General features: G+C 34.3%; 12 protein-coding genes. All 12 read left to right on the top strand.

Going from position 1 to position 20720, the window contains the following annotated elements:
- Positions 1-47: 47 nt before the first annotated feature.
- The 12 genes from HNV08_RS01160 (at position 48) to HNV08_RS01105 (ending at position 20570) form a co-directional block, all read left to right on the top strand.
- Entirely contained in the window at positions 48-3146 is a 3099-nt protein-coding gene (locus HNV08_RS01160) for a SusC/RagA family TonB-linked outer membrane protein (RefSeq protein WP_173279279.1), read from the top strand.
- Positions 3147-3157: 11 nt separating this feature from the next.
- Positions 3158-4567: a RagB/SusD family nutrient uptake outer membrane protein gene (locus HNV08_RS01155; RefSeq protein WP_173279278.1), complete on the top strand. Its 1410-nt coding sequence runs from the start codon at positions 3158-3160 to the stop codon at positions 4565-4567.
- Between the two features lie 107 nt (positions 4568-4674).
- Positions 4675-6036, top strand: a complete 1362-nt coding sequence (locus tag HNV08_RS01150) for a glucoamylase family protein (protein WP_173279277.1) — start codon at positions 4675-4677, stop codon at positions 6034-6036.
- A gap of 4 nt (positions 6037-6040) precedes the next feature.
- Positions 6041-7411, top strand: coding sequence for a glucoamylase family protein (locus HNV08_RS01145; RefSeq protein ID WP_173279276.1), 1371 nt, complete (start codon positions 6041-6043; stop codon positions 7409-7411).
- A gap of 18 nt (positions 7412-7429) precedes the next feature.
- Positions 7430-8230 carry a carboxylesterase family protein gene (locus tag HNV08_RS01140; RefSeq protein WP_173279275.1) on the top strand — a complete coding sequence of 267 codons (801 nt, stop codon included), beginning with the start codon at positions 7430-7432 and terminating at the stop codon, positions 8228-8230.
- A gap of 5 nt (positions 8231-8235) precedes the next feature.
- Positions 8236-10578 carry a beta-glucosidase BglX gene (gene bglX, locus HNV08_RS01135; protein ID WP_173279274.1) on the top strand — a complete coding sequence of 781 codons (2343 nt, stop codon included), beginning with the start codon at positions 8236-8238 and terminating at the stop codon, positions 10576-10578.
- A gap of 94 nt (positions 10579-10672) precedes the next feature.
- Entirely contained in the window at positions 10673-13276 is a 2604-nt protein-coding gene (locus HNV08_RS01130) for a glycoside hydrolase family 2 TIM barrel-domain containing protein (protein WP_173279273.1), read from the top strand.
- On the top strand, positions 13277-14164 hold the full coding sequence (locus HNV08_RS01125) for an alpha/beta hydrolase (RefSeq protein ID WP_173279272.1): 888 nt from the start codon (positions 13277-13279) through the stop codon (positions 14162-14164).
- A complete protein-coding gene (locus HNV08_RS01120; RefSeq protein WP_173279271.1) occupies positions 14164-15855 on the top strand; it encodes a sulfatase family protein in 1692 nt (563 codons plus the stop codon). The genes HNV08_RS01125 and HNV08_RS01120 overlap by 1 nt, the downstream gene beginning before the upstream one ends.
- Before the next feature lie 3 nt (positions 15856-15858).
- Positions 15859-17706 carry a family 43 glycosylhydrolase gene (locus HNV08_RS01115; protein WP_173279270.1) on the top strand — a complete coding sequence of 616 codons (1848 nt, stop codon included), beginning with the start codon at positions 15859-15861 and terminating at the stop codon, positions 17704-17706.
- A gap of 83 nt (positions 17707-17789) precedes the next feature.
- Entirely contained in the window at positions 17790-19556 is a 1767-nt protein-coding gene (locus HNV08_RS01110) for a DUF4886 domain-containing protein (RefSeq protein ID WP_173279269.1), read from the top strand.
- A gap of 192 nt (positions 19557-19748) precedes the next feature.
- Positions 19749-20570 (top strand): endonuclease/exonuclease/phosphatase family protein, encoded by an 822-nt coding sequence (locus HNV08_RS01105; protein WP_317170183.1) that lies wholly within the window; start codon positions 19749-19751, stop codon positions 20568-20570.
- Positions 20571-20720 lie beyond the last annotated feature (150 nt).

Genomic DNA, 20720 nt, shown 5'->3' with positions numbered 1-20720 from the left:
AGTCATTCAAATAAACTAACAGTCTAATTTAAATAGTAATCAATTTTATGAAAACAAAAATCAGTCTATTGTTGATGCTCTTTTTTTCAATTTGTGCCATTGCCCAGCAAATTGAAATTAATGGTGTTGTAACAAGTAAAAGTGATGGAATGCCTTTACCAGGAGTAAGTATTTTAATTAAAGGGACAAATACTGGTACAACCTCGGATTTTGAAGGCAACTACTCCTTATTAGTAAATAAAGGAGATCAAATAGAATACAGCTATATAGGTTTTGAGACAACCATTGTAACCGTAAAAGACGAATCAAAAATTGACGTCTCACTTGCTGATGATATAGAAAGTCTAAGCGAAGTGGTGGTCATCGGATATGGTACTCAAAAACGAAAAGAAGTAACTGGTGCCATTGCTAGTGTATCAGGAGCAGAAATAACCAAACAACCTGCAGTAAACGCTCTACAGTCTATTCAGGGTAAAATGACAGGTGTAAATATTGTTAATACTAATGCGCCAGGAAGCGAGCCAAATATTATAATTAGAGGTATCGGTACAGCATCTGCTGGTAGTGATATTCTTTATATTGTTGATGGTGTACAAGTGAACAGTATTACCAATATTAATCCAGAAGATATTGAAACTTTTGATGTTCTTAAAGATGCTTCATCTGCAAGTATTTATGGTATGAATGCCGCAAATGGTGTTGTTATTGTGACGACGAAAAGTGGTAAAAAAGGAAAAATGAAGGTTCAATTATCTTCATACTATAGTGCCAAATCTATTTTAAATGCGGTAGAAATGGCAAACTCTAGTCAATACGTAAGGTATTTTAATGAAAACCAATTTATGAGTGGATCATCTACCTTTTTATCTACAGAACAACCATATGACACAGATTGGTATGATGAGTTAACAGATATTGGATTTAGTAATTCTAACAACATAGCGATCTCTGGAGCAAGTGATGATATTAAGTATTTTTTTAGTTTTAATAATTATAGTGAAGATGGTGTATTAGAGGATCATGATTACAACAGAAATACAATTAGAGCTAATAATAGTGTAGATTTATTTAATGATCGTATCACACTTAGCACTAACTTAAGTGGTTCTTTTATTAAAGCTTTACCAAAACCTTTTAATGCGTTTAATTCAGCCTATAGACAAGCGCCTGTGATTCCTGTATTTTATGAGAGCGGTCAATATGGTCAATCTTTTTGGAACCAAACCACTGGTATTGCTACATATTTAGGCTCTGACACAGATGTTATTGGGTCTTTAAACTCTGTAGGTAACCCGGTTGCTGCAGTTGCGTACACCAACCAAGAAAATAACACCACTGATTTACAAGGTAGTATTCAAGCTGATTTTAAAATCACTGACTACCTAAAAGCTTCGACAAGATATACCGCTACAAAAACTCATTTTCAAAATAGAAGTTTTAATGACACTAGAGCACTTTGGTTAATAAGTGACCCAACACGTACGGATGAAGAATTTCAAACCAATCAAGACAACAATCCCGAAGTTACGACATATGCAAACAACAGTTTATCTTATACAAGCTCAGAAAGCTATAGATACAATATAGAAGGGTTTTTAACTTTTGAAAAAACATTTAAAGACGTCCATAATTTAAATGCGGTCGCAGGTTTTTCGAGAGGGCAAAGAAATGACGTATTTACAATGTTTGCCTTAGGTTACGGCGTGCCTTCGCAAGAAAATTACTGGAGTATCAATTTTGCAGATGACGGTTATGAAAAAGTAGTTTCGCAATTTTACTCTACACCAACAAGAGAGCAATCTTACTTTGGTCGACTAATGTATAATTATGACGGTAAATATTTCTTACAAGCAAACATCAGAAGAGATGGTTCAAGTAATTTTAAAAATGATAATAGCGAAGATTATTTTGACAACTTTCCGGCTATAAGTGCAGGATGGACCATCTCCAATGAAGACTTTTTTGATGTTTCATTTATTGATTTTCTTAAGTTAAAAGCTGGTTGGGGACGAGTAGGTAATTCAAGAGTTCCATTTAATCAAACAACTATTACAACGGCCACAGGCAGTAGTAGCGTAAACTATGTGTTTGGTGCAAATCAAGATTTAGTGTTTGGTGCAGCATATGGTGCAGAAATCCTTCCTATATCATGGGAAATTACAGAAGAACTAAATGCTGGTTTTAACTTAACAGCTCTTAATAATAGACTTAGTGCTGAATTTAACTACTACGATAGAAATACAAAAAATGCTATTTTATTAGTTACACCTATTTATACTACGGAAGGTTCGGGTAGTTTTTACGACCATGGTGCAGAAGTTACAAACAAAGGAATTGAAATAGATTTAAAATGGAGAGATAACATCACTGATGAATTATCTTATAACGTTGGTGCTATTTTCTCTACTAACAAAAATAATGTTGAAAATGTAAAATCAGCATATGATGGACAAGTAGGCGGAAGTTTAAGCAATGGTCAAATTACAAAACGATTAGAAGAAGGGCAACCTTTGTATTCTTGGTGGATGTATGAAGTTGAGGGTGTTTGGCAAAATCAAGATGAAATAGATAACAACGCAAGTATTTCGGGAGCACTTCCTGGACATTTAAAATATTCAGATTTAAATGATGATGGTGTTATAGATGATAAAGACAAAAAGTTTTTTGGTAATTATTTACCTACGTTCTCTTACGGACTTTCTATAGGATTTAATTATAAAAATTTAGATTTAATTATAGAAGGCTATGGCGCAGGAGGTAATAAAATCTATAATGGCTTAAAAGGAACTCGAATTAATGGTGGTGAAAATGTAACAGCAGACGTCTTTAATTACAGATGGACTGGTGAAGGATCTACTAATACAAATCCAGGCGCTAATAGAGATTCGTATGCTTCTAATTATTACTTAGAGGATGGTGATTATTTTAGAATCAACAACATAACATTAGGTTATACATTAAAAGATGTCATCAAAGGCGTTAATTCTATACGTCTATACGCAACAGCGCAAAACCCATTTATGTTTACTAAATATTCTGGGTTTACTCCAGAAATCATTGGAACTTCAGCAGGTACAGGTGGTATAGAACTATCTGCGTACCCTACGCTTAAAACGTTTTTATTCGGTGTAAATATTGAACTTTAAAAAAATTGAACATGAAACTTAAAACAATAAAATTCGGAATTTCGCTTTTCACTTTGCTTTTAGTAGCAAATTGCAGCGATGATTATTTAGATGTAGACAGTAGAGCAGAAATTGATGCTGCTGATAGTGGTGTCGTTGTAGAGCCAGAGGAAATGGTCAATGGTATCTATGGTATGCTTACAGATTGGGACTATTCATTCTCTTATTTAGGAGTTACAGAAATCATTTCTGATAATGCGGATAAAGGTAGTTCTGCTTCAGATACAGGTGCAGACAAGCACTTATTAGATGCATTAGAGCACACTACAACAGGACCATCAATCTTAGCCATGTGGGAGCACTGGTATAAAAGTATAGGTAGAGCCAGTATAGCAATAACTTACACATCAGATTATGGTTTATCAGATCAAAACTACAGAGATAGGCTTATTGGCGAAGCTAAATTTTTAAGAGCACTAAACTATTTTTGGTTAGTTCGTTCTTTTGGTGATGTTCCGTTGCAACATATTGATTACGTTATACGTCAACCTAAAGCAGATGTTTATGCCTTTATAGAACAAGATTTAATAGATGCCATTGATTTATTACCAACAAAAAGTGAATATGCTAGTGTAGACTTAGGAAGAGCAACCCAAGGAGCAGCCCAAGCCTTACTTTCAAAAGTTTACTTGTATGAAGAAAAATGGCAAGATGCTTATGATATGGCAACAGCAGTGGTTACTGGTGGTGGCTATGACTTACACCCTAACTATGAAGAACTATGGAGGGCTTCACAAGAAAACGGCATAGAATCTCTTTTTGAAGTACAAGGAAGAGGAGAATCTATTGCACATGGTGTTCAACAATATTCTCAAGTTCAAGGTGCCAGAGGTACCAGTGGTTGGGGATGGGGATTTAACATTCCTTCTCAAAATCTTTTAAATGCTTTTAACGCAGCAGGTGATGCGGTTAGAAGAGATGCAACTATAATTTTCGCAGGAGAAACATTGTGGGATGGAAGAGAAGTAAGTGCATCAACAGAAAACCCTATGTACAATGAAAAAGCGTACTCTAGTGCTAATGCAGGTGCTAGCGATGGTGATAAAAATGTAAGAATTCTTCGTTTTGCAGAAATATTATTAATTCAATCAGAAGCCGCTCTTCATATTGGCGCAGATGCATCTACACCATTAAATAGAGTAAGAAATAGAGTTAACCTTGCTTCTATTACGTCTCCAACTTTTCAAGATATCTGGAATGAAAGACGCTTAGAATTGGCTTTTGAACATGATCGATGGTTTGATATTATTAGAACTGGCCAAGCACAAAGTGCTATGTCTTCTGATGGCAAAACTTTTGAGATAGGCAAACACGAGTTATTTCCTATTCCGGCACTACAATTAAACCAAACACCAGAAATGGTACAAAACCCTAATTGGTAATTATTAACATTCAAAAACAAAACGATAAAACACGTTATTATTTGAATTAGTCTCAATTTAACTGCATCTAGAATGCATTAGATGCAGTTAAATTTTAAAAATAACAAATGAAATTTTCCCTATTTAATATAGCCATTTTAGTCATGGGCTTCATGGTCTTTTCCTGTAAACAAGAGGAAAAGCTCGCTGCTAACATGGCCTCATTACCTCAAGTTGAGCTTCATGAAGACAGCCTGTTAGATACTATACAGTACCAAACCATCAACTATTTTTGGGAAGGAGCCGAGCCAAATTCTGGTCTTGCAAGAGAGCGTTTACATTTAGATGATGTCTATCCTTCTTCACCAAAAAACACAATAACAATTGGCGGAAGTGGTTTTGGTGTTATGGCCATATTGGTTGGTATAGAGCGCGGATTTATAAATAAAGAGGAAGCCTTAGATCGCTTTTTAAAAAATATTGAATTCCTTGAAAATGCCGATCGTTTTCATGGTGCGTGGCCACACTGGTTAAATGGAGAAACTGGAAAAGTTGTTGCTTTTGGAAAAAAAGATGATGGAGGAGATCTTGTTGAAACCGCATTTTTAATTCAAGGTTTATTGACGGTAGCTGAGTATTTTAATGGTAATACCGATAAAGAAAAGCAATTAGTTAATAAGATAGATCAACTATGGAGAACTGTAGAGTGGGATTGGTATACCAAAGGTGGTGAAAACGTTTTGTATTGGCATTGGTCACCAAACTATGGTTGGGATATGAATTTCCCTGTAGGCGGCTATAATGAGTGTTTAATTATGTATGTTCTAGCGGCTGCATCTCCTACTTACCCTATTGATAAATCCGTTTATGATCTCGGTTGGGCTAAAAATGGTAAAATTGTTTCAGATAAAAAATATTATGATGAAGCCTTAGTGCTTAATTACTACGAGCATGATACCCATCCTGTTGGTCCCTTATTTTGGGCACACTATTCTTACTTAGGGTTAAACCCTAATGGATTATCTGATCAGTATGCTGATTATTGGAAATTAACTCAGAATCAAGCGAAAATACATTACAAATACGCCGTAGATAATCCTAAACAATTTAAAGGATATGGTGATAATCTTTGGGGATTAACATCTAGTTATTCAATTAATGGTTACCATGGACATAGACCAGAGAGTGATATAGGTGTAATAGCACCAACAGCCGCATTATCTTCATTTCCATACACACCCAAAGAAAGTATGAAGGTTCTTGAAAATATTTATAAAAACCATGACAGTTTAATAGGTCAATACGGACCTTATGATGCTTTTAGTTTTGAATCTAATTGGTATAAACCGCGTTATTTAGCGATTGATCAAGGACCAATTCCGGTAATGATAGAAAATTATAGAACAGGTTTATTATGGAATTTGTTCATGAAAAACAAAGATGTAAAATCAGGATTAGATAAGTTAAATTTTAAATATAAAAAGAGTTAAAAATATGAGATTTTATAGCCTATTTATATTCGTGATTTTTTGTTTTAGCTGTGGTAAAGATGACAATAGTTCTAGTTATCAAGGGTATATTGAACCAGATCCAACTGATGATGATCCCGTTATCGTAGATACCATAACAGACGAAGCACTATTAAACATAGTACAGCGTGAAACATTTAAATACTTTTGGGATTATGCAGAATCAAACTCAGGTGCCGCTAGAGAACGATATCACCCAAATGATCCAAACAATAGTCAAAACGTAGTAACTACGGGAGGTAGTGGTTTTGGGCTAATGGCAATTCTAGTTGGTATAGAAAGAGGCTATATTTCTAGAGTTCAAGGGTTTGATAGATTAAGTCAGATTTTAAACTTTTTTGAAGCCGCAGACCGTTTTCATGGTGCATGGCCGCATTGGATAGATGGTACAAACGGAAATGTTATTCCGTTTAGCGATCAAGACAATGGTGGCGACTTAGTAGAAACCGCACTGTTTGCTCAAGGATTAATATGCGTTAAAGAATATTTTAAAAATGGAACTGAAGAAGAAGTTGCTTTGGCTACTCAAGCCGATGCCCTTTGGAAAGGTGTGGAATGGAATTGGTACACCCAAAATCAGAATAGCTTATACTGGCATTGGAGTCCAGATAATGGTTTCGCAATTAACCTAGAATTAAAAGGCTATAACGAAACGTTAATAGCATTTATTTTAGGGGCATCATCTCCTAATTATTCCATAACTCCAGAAGTTTATCATGAGAGTTGGGCAAGTAACGGAAGCATAACAACGACAACTAGCGAATATAATATTCCGCATATTCTAGACCACGCAGGTTCAGGAACCGGCCCATTATTTTGGGCACATTACTCGTTTTTAGGATTAAATCCTACAGGACTCTCAGATCAGTATGCTAATTATTGGGATTTAAATCTCAACCATACCAACATCAATTACCAACACTGTATTAGTAACCCTAATAATTATATAGACTATGGCGAAAATTGTTGGGGATTAACAGCGAGTTATAGTAGAAATTCAGATGGGTCTACAGGGTATTCTGCGCATCAACCCAATAATGATTTAGGAATCATTTCGCCTACAGCAGCGATTAGTTCTATACCCTATACACCAGAAAAATCTCTCGCTGCTATGCATTATTTCTACAGTAAGAAATCTACTTTGTTAGGACCAGCAGGTTTTTATGACGCCTTTAGTCCTCAATATAATGATTGGGTTACTCAGCGTTATTTGGCAATAGACCAAGGACCAGAAATAATTATGATAGAAAATTATAGAACAGGCCTTTTATGGAATTATTTTATGCAAAATGAAGACATTCAAAACGGCTTAAACACTTTAGGATTTACATATTAATAGATTAAATAATATAACATGAAACATCAGTATTTAATTTTAGTTATTGCCATTATGTCTTTTAGCTCATGTGTTTTAAAAGCACAACAATCACAAGCTTCAAAAGACTTATTTACCTATGAGCAACATATAGTAGAACAAGATACACTAAACTATAGAATGCTTTTACCAAAGAATTTTGATGCATCTAAAACGTATCCACTGATACTAATGCTTCATGGAGCAGGAGAACGTGGCCGTGATAATAAAAGGCAACTTGCTCATGGAAGTAATTTATTTCTAAACGAAACAACAAGAGATTCTTTTCCTGCAATAGTTATTTTTCCGCAATGTCCAAGAAATGATTTCTGGTCTAAAATAGAGGCAGATCGTACCACAAAACCAACAACATTTAATTACAAATACAAAGAAGAACCAACTACAGCAATGTCGTTAGTTATGGATTTAATAGATGAAATGACGGCTAAGCCTTTTACCAATACTAATCAAATTTATGTAATGGGTTTATCAATGGGAGGCATGGGTACTTTTGAAATTATTTATAGAAAACCAAACACATTTGCTGCCGCAATTCCTATTTGCGGTGGTGGTAATCCGGAGTCTGTCACGGCGTACGCCAAAACAATTCCGCTATGGATAATTCATGGTGCAAAAGATGATGTGGTAGACCCAAAATTATCTTTAAATATGGCATCAGCGCTTATAAGTGCAGGAGGATTTCCTAAACTTACACTATACGATTTTGCAAATCACAACAGTTGGGATCCTGCGTTTGCAGAACCAGACCTTTTAAAATGGCTTTTCTCAAATTCTAAATAATTATAATGATAAGATTAATTAACACTCAAACGATTACAATTGCTGTTATTATATTATGTCTTACAAGTTGTAACACCAATAATAACCAAGCAAATACAGCTAACCTAGATACGGATAACCCTTTTGCTTCAAAAGTTGACTCTATTTTAGAATTAATGACGCTTGATGAAAAAATAGGACAACTTAACTTACCTACTTCGGGTGATATAACTACAGGTTCTGCAAAAGGCTCTGATGTTGGGAAACGAATTGAAGAAGGAAAAGTAGGTGGTTTATTTAATATAAAAACCATTGAGAAGATTTATGAAGTACAAAAAATAGCCGTAGAAAAAAGCAGATTAGGTATTCCTTTAATATTTGGAATGGATGTGATACATGGTTACGAAACCACATTTCCAATTCCTTTAGGTTTATCTAGCTCTTGGGATATGGAAATGATAGAAAAAACAGCACGTGTGGCAGCAAACGAAGCAAGTGCAGCAGGTATTAACTGGACCTTTTCTCCGATGGTTGATGTCTCTAGAGATCCTCGTTGGGGACGTGTATCAGAAGGTAATGGTGAAGACCCTTTTTTAGGTAGTAGAATTGCCGAAGCCATGGTTAAAGGGTATCAGCAAGATGATTTAAGTAAAAATAACACCTTAATGGCTTGTGTTAAACATTTTGCATTATATGGCGCCTCTGAAGCTGGCAGAGATTACAACACGGTAGATATGAGTAAAATTAGAATGTATAACGAATATCTAGAACCATATAAAGCAGCAGTTGATGCAGGCGTTGGTTCTGTAATGGCTTCTTTTAACGAAATAGATGGTATACCTGCAACCGGAAACAAATGGTTACTCACGAATTTGTTAAGAGATGATTGGGGTTTTAATGGTTTTGTGGTAACGGATTATACCGGAATTTATGAAATGACTCAACATGGCGTTGGTGATAAATACCAGGTGTCTGAGCAGGCTTTAAAAGCAGGCGTAGATATGGATATGGCTGGTGATTCACCATCAATTCCTGCAGCGTTTATAAAAACCTTGAAGGCATCTTATGAAAACGGTAAAGTCTCAATACAAGACATAGATAATGCCGTAAGAAGAATGTTAACGGCAAAATTTCAATTAGGACTATTTGATGATCCCTACAAATATTGTGATATAAACAGATCTAAAACGGAAATCTTTACTCCAGAAAACAAAGCTTTTGCACGCAAAGTTGCTTCAGAATCCATGGTATTACTTAAAAACGAAGCTCAATTACTGCCTATTAAAAAAACCGGAACTATTGGCTTAATAGGACCTTTAGCTAAGGCTAGTAATAATATGGCCGGAACTTGGAGTGTTGCTACAAAACAAGACGCATCAAATTCTGTCTTTGATGGGTTAACAGAAGTTATCGGCAATAAAGCAACCTTATTATATGCTAAAGGCAGTAATATTGATTACAATTTAGAATTAGAAACACGGGCAACAATGTTTGGGAAAACAATTCCTAGAGATCATCGTACCGATAAACAATTGTTAGATGAGGCCCTTAAAGTCGCAGCAAAATCTGACGTCATTATTGCAACCTTAGGTGAATCTGCAGAATTTAGTGGCGAAAGTAGCAGTAGAACTGATTTGGGTATTCCTCAAGTACAGAAAGATTTATTAAACGCCTTGTTAAAAACAGGTAAACCCGTAGTCTTAGTTTTATTTACAGGTCGCCCTCTCGTATTAGTCGAAGAAAATGAAAATGTTCCTGCAATACTTAATGCTTGGTTTCCTGGAAGCGAAGCTGGTTTAGCAATTTCTGATGTTTTATTTGGAACTGTTAATCCATCAGGAAAATTAACCGCAACCTTCCCAAGACATGTTGGCCAAGTTCCTATATTTTACAATCATAAAAATACAGGTAGACCATTAGGCAATGAAGACGGAAAATTTGAAAAATTTAAAAGTAATTATATAGACATCCGTAACGAACCTTTATACCCTTTTGGATATGGCTTAAGTTATACAACATTTACATATTCTAACTATACTATTAGCAACTCTTCCATGAGTGTGGATGGTGTGATTGAGGTTTCTGTAGATGTAACCAATTCTGGAGATTATGATGGCCAAGAAGTTGTACAACTGTACCTAAGGGATGTCGTAGGATCAGTAACCAGACCAGTAAAAGAATTAAAAGGTTTTCAAAAGGTAGACCTCAAAAAAGGAGACACTAAAAACGTAACTTTCAACATTACGGTTGAAGATTTAAAATTCTATAATTCGCAATTAGATTTTGTTGCAGAACCAGGACTATTTCAAGTATTTGTAGGTACTAATTCTAATACTAAATTGATGAAAGAATTTGAACTAACAAAATAAATTTAACACTAAAAATTCAATTAAAAACAACCATAAAGAACACGGTTTTTTAATCGTTAGAAGACCTTAAAATAATAGTTTAGATTGTCAAGATATGCTATACTTAACACCATATAGAATTTTTTTCTTATCCCTAACGTTAGGTATAGCTTCTTTATTTTCTATATCAGCACAGACTAAAGGTTTAAATTCTAGTTGGCAATTTTCTGAAGATAAAATTTCTTGGGAAACTATTAATATTCCGCATACCTGGAACAGTGATGATGCTTTTGATGATGCCGCAGGTTATCGTCGTGGATTGGGTTATTACAAAAAACAAATTTTCATAGCAAAAGAAGAAAGTGACAGTATACTATACTTAAAATTTAATGCTGTTAACCAAACCGCAACTGTTTATGTTAATGGTAAAAAGGTAGGACTGCATAAAGGTGGTTATACGGCTTTTAGTTTTAATATTACCTCATTCGTAAAACTAGACGCTAATAATCTTATTGAGGTCACTGTAGATAATTCATTTAATAAAGATATTCCGCCATTAGATGCAGACTTTACTTTTTATGGTGGTATATATCGCGATGTAGAATTAATCACTGTAAAAAAACAACATTTTAGTTTAAAGGATTTTGCCTCAGATGGCTACTTTGTTAATTATTACAATGTAACAGAAGAAAAGGCTGGTGTTAAAGTAAACATGCAAATAGATAATTTTGCTACTCTTAAATCTAAAAATCATGTGTATCTCAAAATTTTAGATGCACAAGGTAATTTGGTCTTAAAAGAACATCAACGGTTTCAGATAGATAAACACAGCTCAAAAACCATTGATGTTACATTTCCTGAAATTAAAAACCCAAAACTTTGGTCACCAGATAACCCTTATCTATATCAATTAGAACTTGTTTTAACTGATGAAAACGGCCATATATTAGATTCAAAATTCTCAAATCTTGGCTTCCGTTGGGTCTCTGTCGATCCAGAAAAAGGATTCTTTTTAAACGGAAAACCATTAAAATTAATTGGTGTGAATAGACACCAAGATTATGAAGGTTTTGGTAATGCCGTACCAATGGCACTACAAAAAAAAGACATTCAGCTCATTAAAGCAATGGGTTCAAATGTCATTCGGTTTGCGCATTATCCTCACGCAAAAGAATTATATAAATTATGTGATGAACTTGGAATTTTAGTATGGAGTGAAGTGCCAATTGTAAATTTAGTCACTAACTCTGAAGCGTTTTTCGAAACAGCATTAACAATGCAAGAAGAGCATCTAAAGCAATATTATAATTACCCTTCCGTGGTTATGTTTGGTTATATGAATGAGATCTTTTTACGCTTACAATTTGATAAAAAAATGGCACCTGAAGATCGCGAAAAATTAAAAAAAGACACTTACAGACTTACCGAAAAATTAGAAGCACTCACAAGAGAACTTGCTCCAAACCATATAACGGTTATGGCATTGCATTTTAATGAAATCTATAACGAAACTAAAATTGCCAATATACCAATGTTAATTGGTTGGAATCTCTATTTTGGTTGGTACTATGATACAATTGAAGACTTAGGAAAATTTCTAGACGACCAACATCGTCGATTTCCCAATCGTTCTATTATGATTTCAGAATACGGTCCTGGCGCAGATGTTAGAATTTCAACACAAACACCAATGACCTATGATTATTCGGAAGAGTACCAATTAAAATTACATAAAAGCTATTATGAACAGGTAAAAGAACGCCCTTTTGTTGCAGGAATGACTGCTTGGAATTTTGCCGATTTTGGTTCAGAATTTAGAGGTGAATCTCAACCTCATATAAATCAAAAAGGATTAGTACAATACAATAGAAAACCAAAAGAAATATATTATTGGTATCAATCTGTTTTACAACAAGAGACGCCTATTCTTCATATTGCAAACTATCAAAAAGAACTCACCTTATTTAATAAATCACCTTATGAATTTACCATTTTTTCAAATCAAAAAACAGGTAACGTTTTCTTAAATGACACAATCGTTGAAATGGTAAACTTTAATTCTGGCGTGGCAAAAATAAAAATACCATTAAACGAAGGACTGCAAACTTTAAGAATTGAGTCCCAGAATACTGCGGACACTGCTAATTTTAATGTAAAGAAAATAACCAACTTAAAATCTAATCAAATAGAATCGCTGGCCATTAATCTTGGTACGCATATTAATTTTTATGACGACGCTAGTGGTTTAACATTTTTAGCAGACAGACCTTACAAAGAAAACTTATTTGGCTACGACAAAAACTCAGGAAAATGTAAACGACAATTAATTTCAAATAACATCAAAAACTCACATCTAGAAGGCGTTTTTCAAACCATTTTATCAGATTGTGGCACGTATAAAGTTGATGTACCTCATGGAAAGTATAAAGTGACTCTTTTATTTGTTGAGCCAACATTAAAACGTAAGGAGCAAATTATTTTTAACCTTAAATATGATATTGAAGATACTAAGGACAACGAACATCGCATTTTTAATATTTATATAAATGAAACATTAGTTGAAAAACATTTTGATATGTCTCAACATTATAATGATAAATATGGCATTACGTTAGAGACAAGTATTCTCGTAAAAGATGAAAAAGGATTAACAATTACGCTAAAGCCAATAGAAGGTGAACCCGTAATTAGCGGAATGATAATTGAAAAATTAAACTAAATGAAAAAGCTATTTATACTAGTATTAGCATTTGTGTCTCTGCAACTAACAGGGCAAACAAAGTCTACGTATACCTATTCCATAAAAGGAAAAGACACTTTAAAATTAGATGTTTATACACCTAAAAACATAAAAAAAACAGATTCACTTCCCGTGTTACTATGGATGCATGGTGGTGGTTTTGCTGTAGGTAGTAGAGATTTTATTGATGATGAACGTTTAGTACAATATGCCGCTAAAGAACAAAATTATATAGGCATTTCTATTTCGTATCGTCTATTAAGAAAAGGTACCTCAACAGGATTTGGCTGTGATTGTCCTAAAGATGACAAGTTAGAAACCTTTAAACAAGCCGCAATAGATTTTTTAGATGCGGCAAAATATATTGTAGAACACGCTAAAGAACTCCATATAGACACCTCTAAAATTATAGCAGGAGGTAGCAGTGCTGGTGCAGAAGGTAGTCTCAATGCTGTATTTATGAGAGACTATTTTGTAACGGATAAAGAAAAATATAAGCATGTAAAATTTGCAGGAATGTTTTCATGCGCAGGTGCCGTCGTTGATGCAAACTATATTACCAAAGAAAATGCTGTGCCATCGGTTTTATATCATGGAACAAAAGATCAATTAGTCCCTTTTGATAATGCACCTCATCATTACTGTGACCCTTCAAAAGATGGTTATATTATATTAGACGGTTCTAACGTTATCGCCAAAAAACTAGTTGAATTTGACACGTCGTTTTATTTCAATATTGTAAAAGAAGCACGACACGAAATATCTAGAATACCTTACGAAGAACTAGATAAAGTATTTCATTTTTTTGATTGCGCTATAATCAACAATGAGTTGGTTCAAACTAAAATTATAAAAACAAAAAAGTAATGAGATATTTAGTTGTGTTGTTGTGTTGTTTTTTAGTTTTTCAATCCTGTAAAGCGGATCTGAAGAAAGAAGAAGCACCCGAACTTAAACAACGTCCAAATATCGTATTCATTATGGCAGATGACCATGCCGAACAAGCCATTAGCGCCTATGGTCATCCTATTAGTAAACTTGCGCCTACACCAAATATAGATAGAATCGCTAATGAAGGTGCACTTTTTAAAAATAACTTTTGTACCAATTCTATATGTGGTCCAAGCCGAGCTGTTGTCCTTACCGGAAAATTCAGTCAAGTTAATGGATTTAGGATGAATGGAGATCAATTTAATGGTAAACAACAAACGTTTCCAAAATTACTTCAAGCTGCAGGTTATACAACTGCTGTGATAGGAAAATGGCATCTTCATGGTTTGCCACAAGGCTTTGATTATTGGAATATTCTAACAGATCAAGGCAATTACTATAATCCCGATTTTATTTCGGTCAATAAAAATACCAAAGTTGTAGATACAACGCGGATTCATGGATACGCTACAGATATTATTACACAAGATGGCTTAGCTTATTTAGAATCTGTAAAAAACAGCAACCAACCTTTTATGGTCATGTTACAACATAAAGCACCACACAGAAATTGGATGCCTGCTTTACGTCATGCCAACATATATGACGATGTGGTATTTCCATTACCAGACACTTATTTTACAGCTCATGAAGGCTCGTTGGGTTCTAAAACACAACAACAAACGATATATAAAGATATGTATGAAGGTCATGATTTAAAATTGACCAAAGCAAAAGGGCGTCCTGAATTAGCATGGAACCCTTGGAAAACAGATTTTAACCGTATGTCTGCCCAACAACGTACAGCATGGGACAATGCTTATCAGGCAAAAAATGATGCTTTTCATAATGCTAATCTTAAAGGTAAGGCACTCGCTACCTACAAAGGACAACGCTACTTACAAGACTATTTAGCTACAATTGCTTCTGTAGATGAAGGTGTTGGCCAAGTACTCGATTTTCTCGAAGCGAATGGCTTAACAGAAAACACAATAGTAATATATACGACAGATCAAGGCTTTTATTTAGGAGAAAAAGGTTGGTTTGATAAACGCTATATGTATGAAGAATCCTTAGCAATGCCATTATTGGTAACATACCCTAATGCTATAAAAGCAGGTACAGTAATTGATGCATTAACCCAAAACCTCGATTTTGCCGAGACCTTTCTAGATTATGCTCAAGTTGATATTCCCTCAGATATGCAAGGTAAATCCTTACGTCCCTTATTAGAAAACACCTATAAAGGTGATCATTTTAGAGATGCTGTGTATTACCACTACTATGATTACCCAGCATTTCATATGGTTAAAAAGCATTATGGTGTTCGGACCAAACGGTATAAATTGATGCATTTTTATGATGATATTGATACATGGGAATTGTATGATTTAGAGGAAGATCCTAACGAAATTAATAATCAAATTGATAATCCGAAGTATGAAGATATTAAATCAAAATTAATTTCAAAACTTGCAGAACTTCAAAAAAAATACGAGGTAACACCTACAGATTTTGAACATTCTTCAACCGAAAAAATTAAAGGATCTTATAAGCAATTTGAACGTTTAAGAGGCCATACAGGAACCTCTTATGACCCAATTACAGATAAAGATATTAAACTATAAATCATGAAAAAATTACTTTTTCTTTTTACTATAACGCTACTTTTTTCGTGTAACAACGATAAAAAGCAGACTATAGATCAGTCCTTAAATGCGGAAGAAAAAGCAGCACTAAAAAAGGGATTTGAAACCTATATCAATCCATTAGATATAGATTATACATATATGGTTTACAATTCTAGCAGAAATCAATCTTACCGTTCTGGAGCAGATCCTGCAGTTATAGAATTTAAAGGAGCGTATTATATGTTCGTTACTCGATCATTTGGGTATTGGCATTCTACCGATTTGATACATTGGGATTTTATTAAACCTAAACAATGGTTTTTTGAAGGCAGCAATGCACCAACAGCTTTTAATTACAAGGACTCTTTAGTTTACTTTGCTGGCAATCCTGCAGGCTATGGTAGTATTTTATATACAGATGATCCTAAAAAAGGAATGTGGACACCTACAGCTTCAATTTCAAACAATATTCAAGATTCAGAATTATTTATTGATGATGATGGAAAAAGCTATTTATTTTGGGGCTCTTCTAATGTGCATCCACTCCATGTAAAAATGCTAAATAAAGATGATCGTTTTTTAGAAACTGGTACCAGAAAAGAATTAATAAATCTAAATGAAGAAGAACACGGTTGGGAACGTTTTGGCGAAAACAACTTTCATCCTACGCTTAAAGAAGGTTATATGGAAGGTGCTTCTATGACCAAGCACAACGGAAAATATTACCTTCAGTATGCAGCACCTGGCACACAATTTAATGTTTACGCAGATGGCGTGTATATTGGCGATTCACCTCTTGGTCCCTATGAATATATGAAAAGTAATCCTATGAGTTTTAAACCTGGAGGATTTACTAATGGTGCAGGTCATGGAATTACGGTAAAACAAACCAACGGTCAATATTGGCATTTTGCCACCATGGCATTAGCTTCTAATGCGCAATGGGAACGTCGATTGTGCATGTTTCCTACCTATTTTGATGACGATGGTCTAATGTACTCTATTACAGAATATGGTGATTATCCACGCTATGGACCAAACCATCCTACAAAAGCTGGGCAACATAACGGATGGATGCTATTGTCTTATAAAGGCATCGTAACGGTGTCTTCTTCCTTAAAACAAGTTGAAAAATTTACATCTAATGACGAGGAGGTAAAAGTCACAGAATTGCCAACAGAAAAAGATATACATGGCAATATTAAATCTAAAGTACTAACCGATGAAAATCCAAAAACCTTTTGGGTTGCAGAAGCTAATAACGATAAACAATGGATAATCATTGAAATGCAAAATACAGGAAACATAAATGCGCTTCAATTAAATTTCCACGATCATAATTCTGGCATTTACACACGTGTAGAAGGGTTAAAACATCAATTTACTATAGAGGTTTCAGAAGATGGAAATACTTGGCAAACAGTTGTAGATAACCGTAAAAGTCTTAAAGATACGCCAAATGCTTACATCGTATTAGACCAACCCGTGAAAGCCAAATATGTAAGATACCATAATATTAAAGTCCCTGGAAATAACCTTGCTATGTCCGAAATAAGAGTGTTTGGACTAGGCTTGGGAGATCCACCAAAACAGGTAACGAATTTTAAAATAACCCGAGAAAAAGATCGTAGAGATGCCTCCTTTTCTTGGGACGCAGTAAAAGATGCACAAGGCTATAATATACGTTGGGGCATTGCACCAAATAAGTTGTACCAATCATGGCAAGTTTACGATACTAATACTCATTTTATGAGGTGTTTAGATCGTGATACACCATATTATTTTAACATTGAGGCCTATAATGAAAACGGAATTTCTAAACCAAGTGATGTGATATTTGTAAAATAAACATGAAACATTTTATAACTCTATTTATAACGATGTTTTTAAACTTGGATTTAAAAATAAATATTAACTAAATAAATATAATTATGAAAAATCTAACAACCAACAATTTAATGAAATTGACGCGATTTTGTATTGGCGTAATTTTATTGATCAATCTTAATTCGTGTACCAAAGAAGACGACATTACACCATTAGGAAGTCAGCAAACTTTAAATGTTGAAACAGAAGCTATAATACCAGAAAGCATAACCTTAATGACAAGTTGCCAATATACTATTGTGCCAGAATTTAATAGTGTTATTTTTCCGGCGAGAAGCTATACTTGGACAGCACAACCAGCTGGTATGGTAGAGTTCTCGGTAGATCCTTTAACATTTGCGGTTGATATTCAAACCCTTTCAGAAGGGACTGTTACTATGAGTTTAGAATCCGATGATGGTGAGGTTTCATCTTCTGTGGAAATAATTATTGATGATGAAAATGATGGAATTCTAAAGGTTTTAGCCATAGGAAATAGTTTTTCAGAAGATGCCTTAGAAGCTTATTTTTGGGGTATCGCTAATGCCGCAGGAAAGCAAGTAATCGTTGGGAACATGTATATAGGTTCTGCTAATTTAGATACGCACGCATCAAATGCAACGAGCAATTCAAACAGCTATAGCTATAGAAAAATTGCTTTAGACGGAACCCGAACTGTGACATCTAACTTTTCAATATCTGATGCCGTAAACGACGAAAACTGGGACTTTATTAGTTTCCAACAAGCGAGTTATGATTCTGGTCTTTTTGACACCTATATTAACCCATTACCGACTGTGTATAACGCTGTAAAAGGTTATGACCCAAATCCATGTACTCAGTATATATTACATAAAACTTGGGCTTATGCGCAAAACTCAACCCATTCTGGATTCGCAAACTATAACAATGACCAAATGACAATGTTTGATGGTATTACTTCGGCTTACAACCAAGCTGTAAATTTAATGCCTACAAATATGGTCATACCTGCAGGTACTGCTATACAAAATGGAAGAACTAGTTTTTTAGGTGACGGTTTTACACGTGATGGATATCACTTAAATGATTTAGGTCAATACGTGGCATCTTGTACCTGGTTCGAAATGTTATTTGGTGAGTCTGTAATAGGTAATTCTTACGAAGCAGAAGGAATTTCACTTTATTATAGAGAATTAGCACAACAGGCTGCCCATGAAGCCGTATTAAACCCAAATGAAATAACCGTTTTAACAGACTACGAAACCTCAGGAGGAAACGGTATTATTTCAGAACCTGTATTTATCAATTTTGCTAGCTCAAACAATCCGGTAGGATGGAATGCATATTCAAGCCACTTAGAAGGTGTTGGTATCGCAAATATTCTGTATCCAAATGGAGATTTCACAGGTATTGCTGCTACTACAACAAGTCGTTTTAGAGGCGTAAATAATACCTCAGGAGCAAGTTCTACAACAACAGATTTAAATATGTCTGATGAAGTGTCGCGTTCTAACTATTATTCTCATGCACTGGCTTGGGGCTCAAACCCTCCATTAGAAGAAAGTATAATAGAGTTCACAGGTTTTCAATCTAATGGTACTTATGAGTTTTGTTTCTTTGGTTCAAGAAATGGCGTAAGTGATAATAGAGATACAGATTATACGCTTGTTGGTGCTACCACGCAAACGGCAAGTTTAGATGCTGCAAATAATGCCACCAATACTGTTTGTATTTCTAATGTACAAGCTGATGCTGATGGAAAAATTACTTTAAAAGTTTCTGCAGGTGATGCCAATACTAATGGGAATAAATTTTATTATATAAATGCAATGAAAATATCTCCACAATAGTCACACATTATGAAATAAGTCTCTTTATTTGATTGTTATTCTTCTGTTAGATTTTTGAGATATAAGCACAACAGGTGTTGTGTAATGATCCACTTCAAATGTAAGAGACTTATTTTTCATTTTAAAGTAATTGTAAAGCTTGTCTTTCTATTGTATTTTACAATCTAGAGACTCTTTTAAAAATAAAAAACCGTGAAATATTTAATTATCATCGTTTTGGCCATTTCAAGTCTTGGGTTTGCTCAAGATTTTTCTGTAATGTCTTATAACATTAAATTAGATTACCCTAAAGTTGGGGAAAACAGCTGGGAAAACAGAAAACCTTTTTTTATCAACCAAATTAAATTCTACGAACCTGATGTTATGGGTGTACAAGAAGCCATGCCCAACCAAATGAAAGCTATAGATAGTTTATTGATAAACTATAGCTATGTTGGTGTTGGTAGAGATGATGGTAAAAATGAAGGTGAATTTTCTGCAATTTTCTACAAATCAGATAAATTTAACGTTATCAATTCAGGAACATTTTGGTTATCCCAAACTCCAGATAAAGTAAGTATGGGTTGGGATGCTGTTTGTAATAGAGTATGTACTTATGTTTTATTAGAAGATAAAAATTCTGGAAAGACGTTTTGGGTGTTTAATACACATTTTGATCATGTTGGCACGGAAGCCAGAACTAATAGTGCCACATTAATAATTAAAAAAATTAATGAACTAAATTTAAATAATTACCCTGTAATATTAACAGGTGATTTTAATATGGAACCCGATCATGAGAGCATTGAGTATATAAAAACCGAATTAAAAGACTCAAAAGAAATTGCACAACTGGTATTTGGACCAGAAGGTACATTTAATGGGTTTCAGTTTGATAAACCCGTAACAAAACGTATTGATTTTGCTTTTGTAAGTGCTGCTATTTCTGTTTCTAAATATGCCGTTTTAAGTGATAACTGGAACTTACACTACCCTTCCGATCATATGCCAGTATTAATTAAAATTAATTTTTAATTATATGTTACTATAAAAAAGCTATGCTATCTGTTTTTCATACAATTTTAGGTAACTATTGTTCACCTTATATTAAAGTCTACATAAAATTATTGAACGTTAGGGATTAATTATCATCAACGCGACATCATACTTACCTACAGCACTTTA

Source organism: Winogradskyella eckloniae, from assembly GCF_013249045.1.
Lineage (GTDB): Bacteria > Bacteroidota > Bacteroidia > Flavobacteriales > Flavobacteriaceae > Winogradskyella > Winogradskyella eckloniae.
The sequence above is the reverse complement of the archived record's forward strand: the minus strand, read 5'-3'. Positions and strand labels throughout refer to the sequence as shown.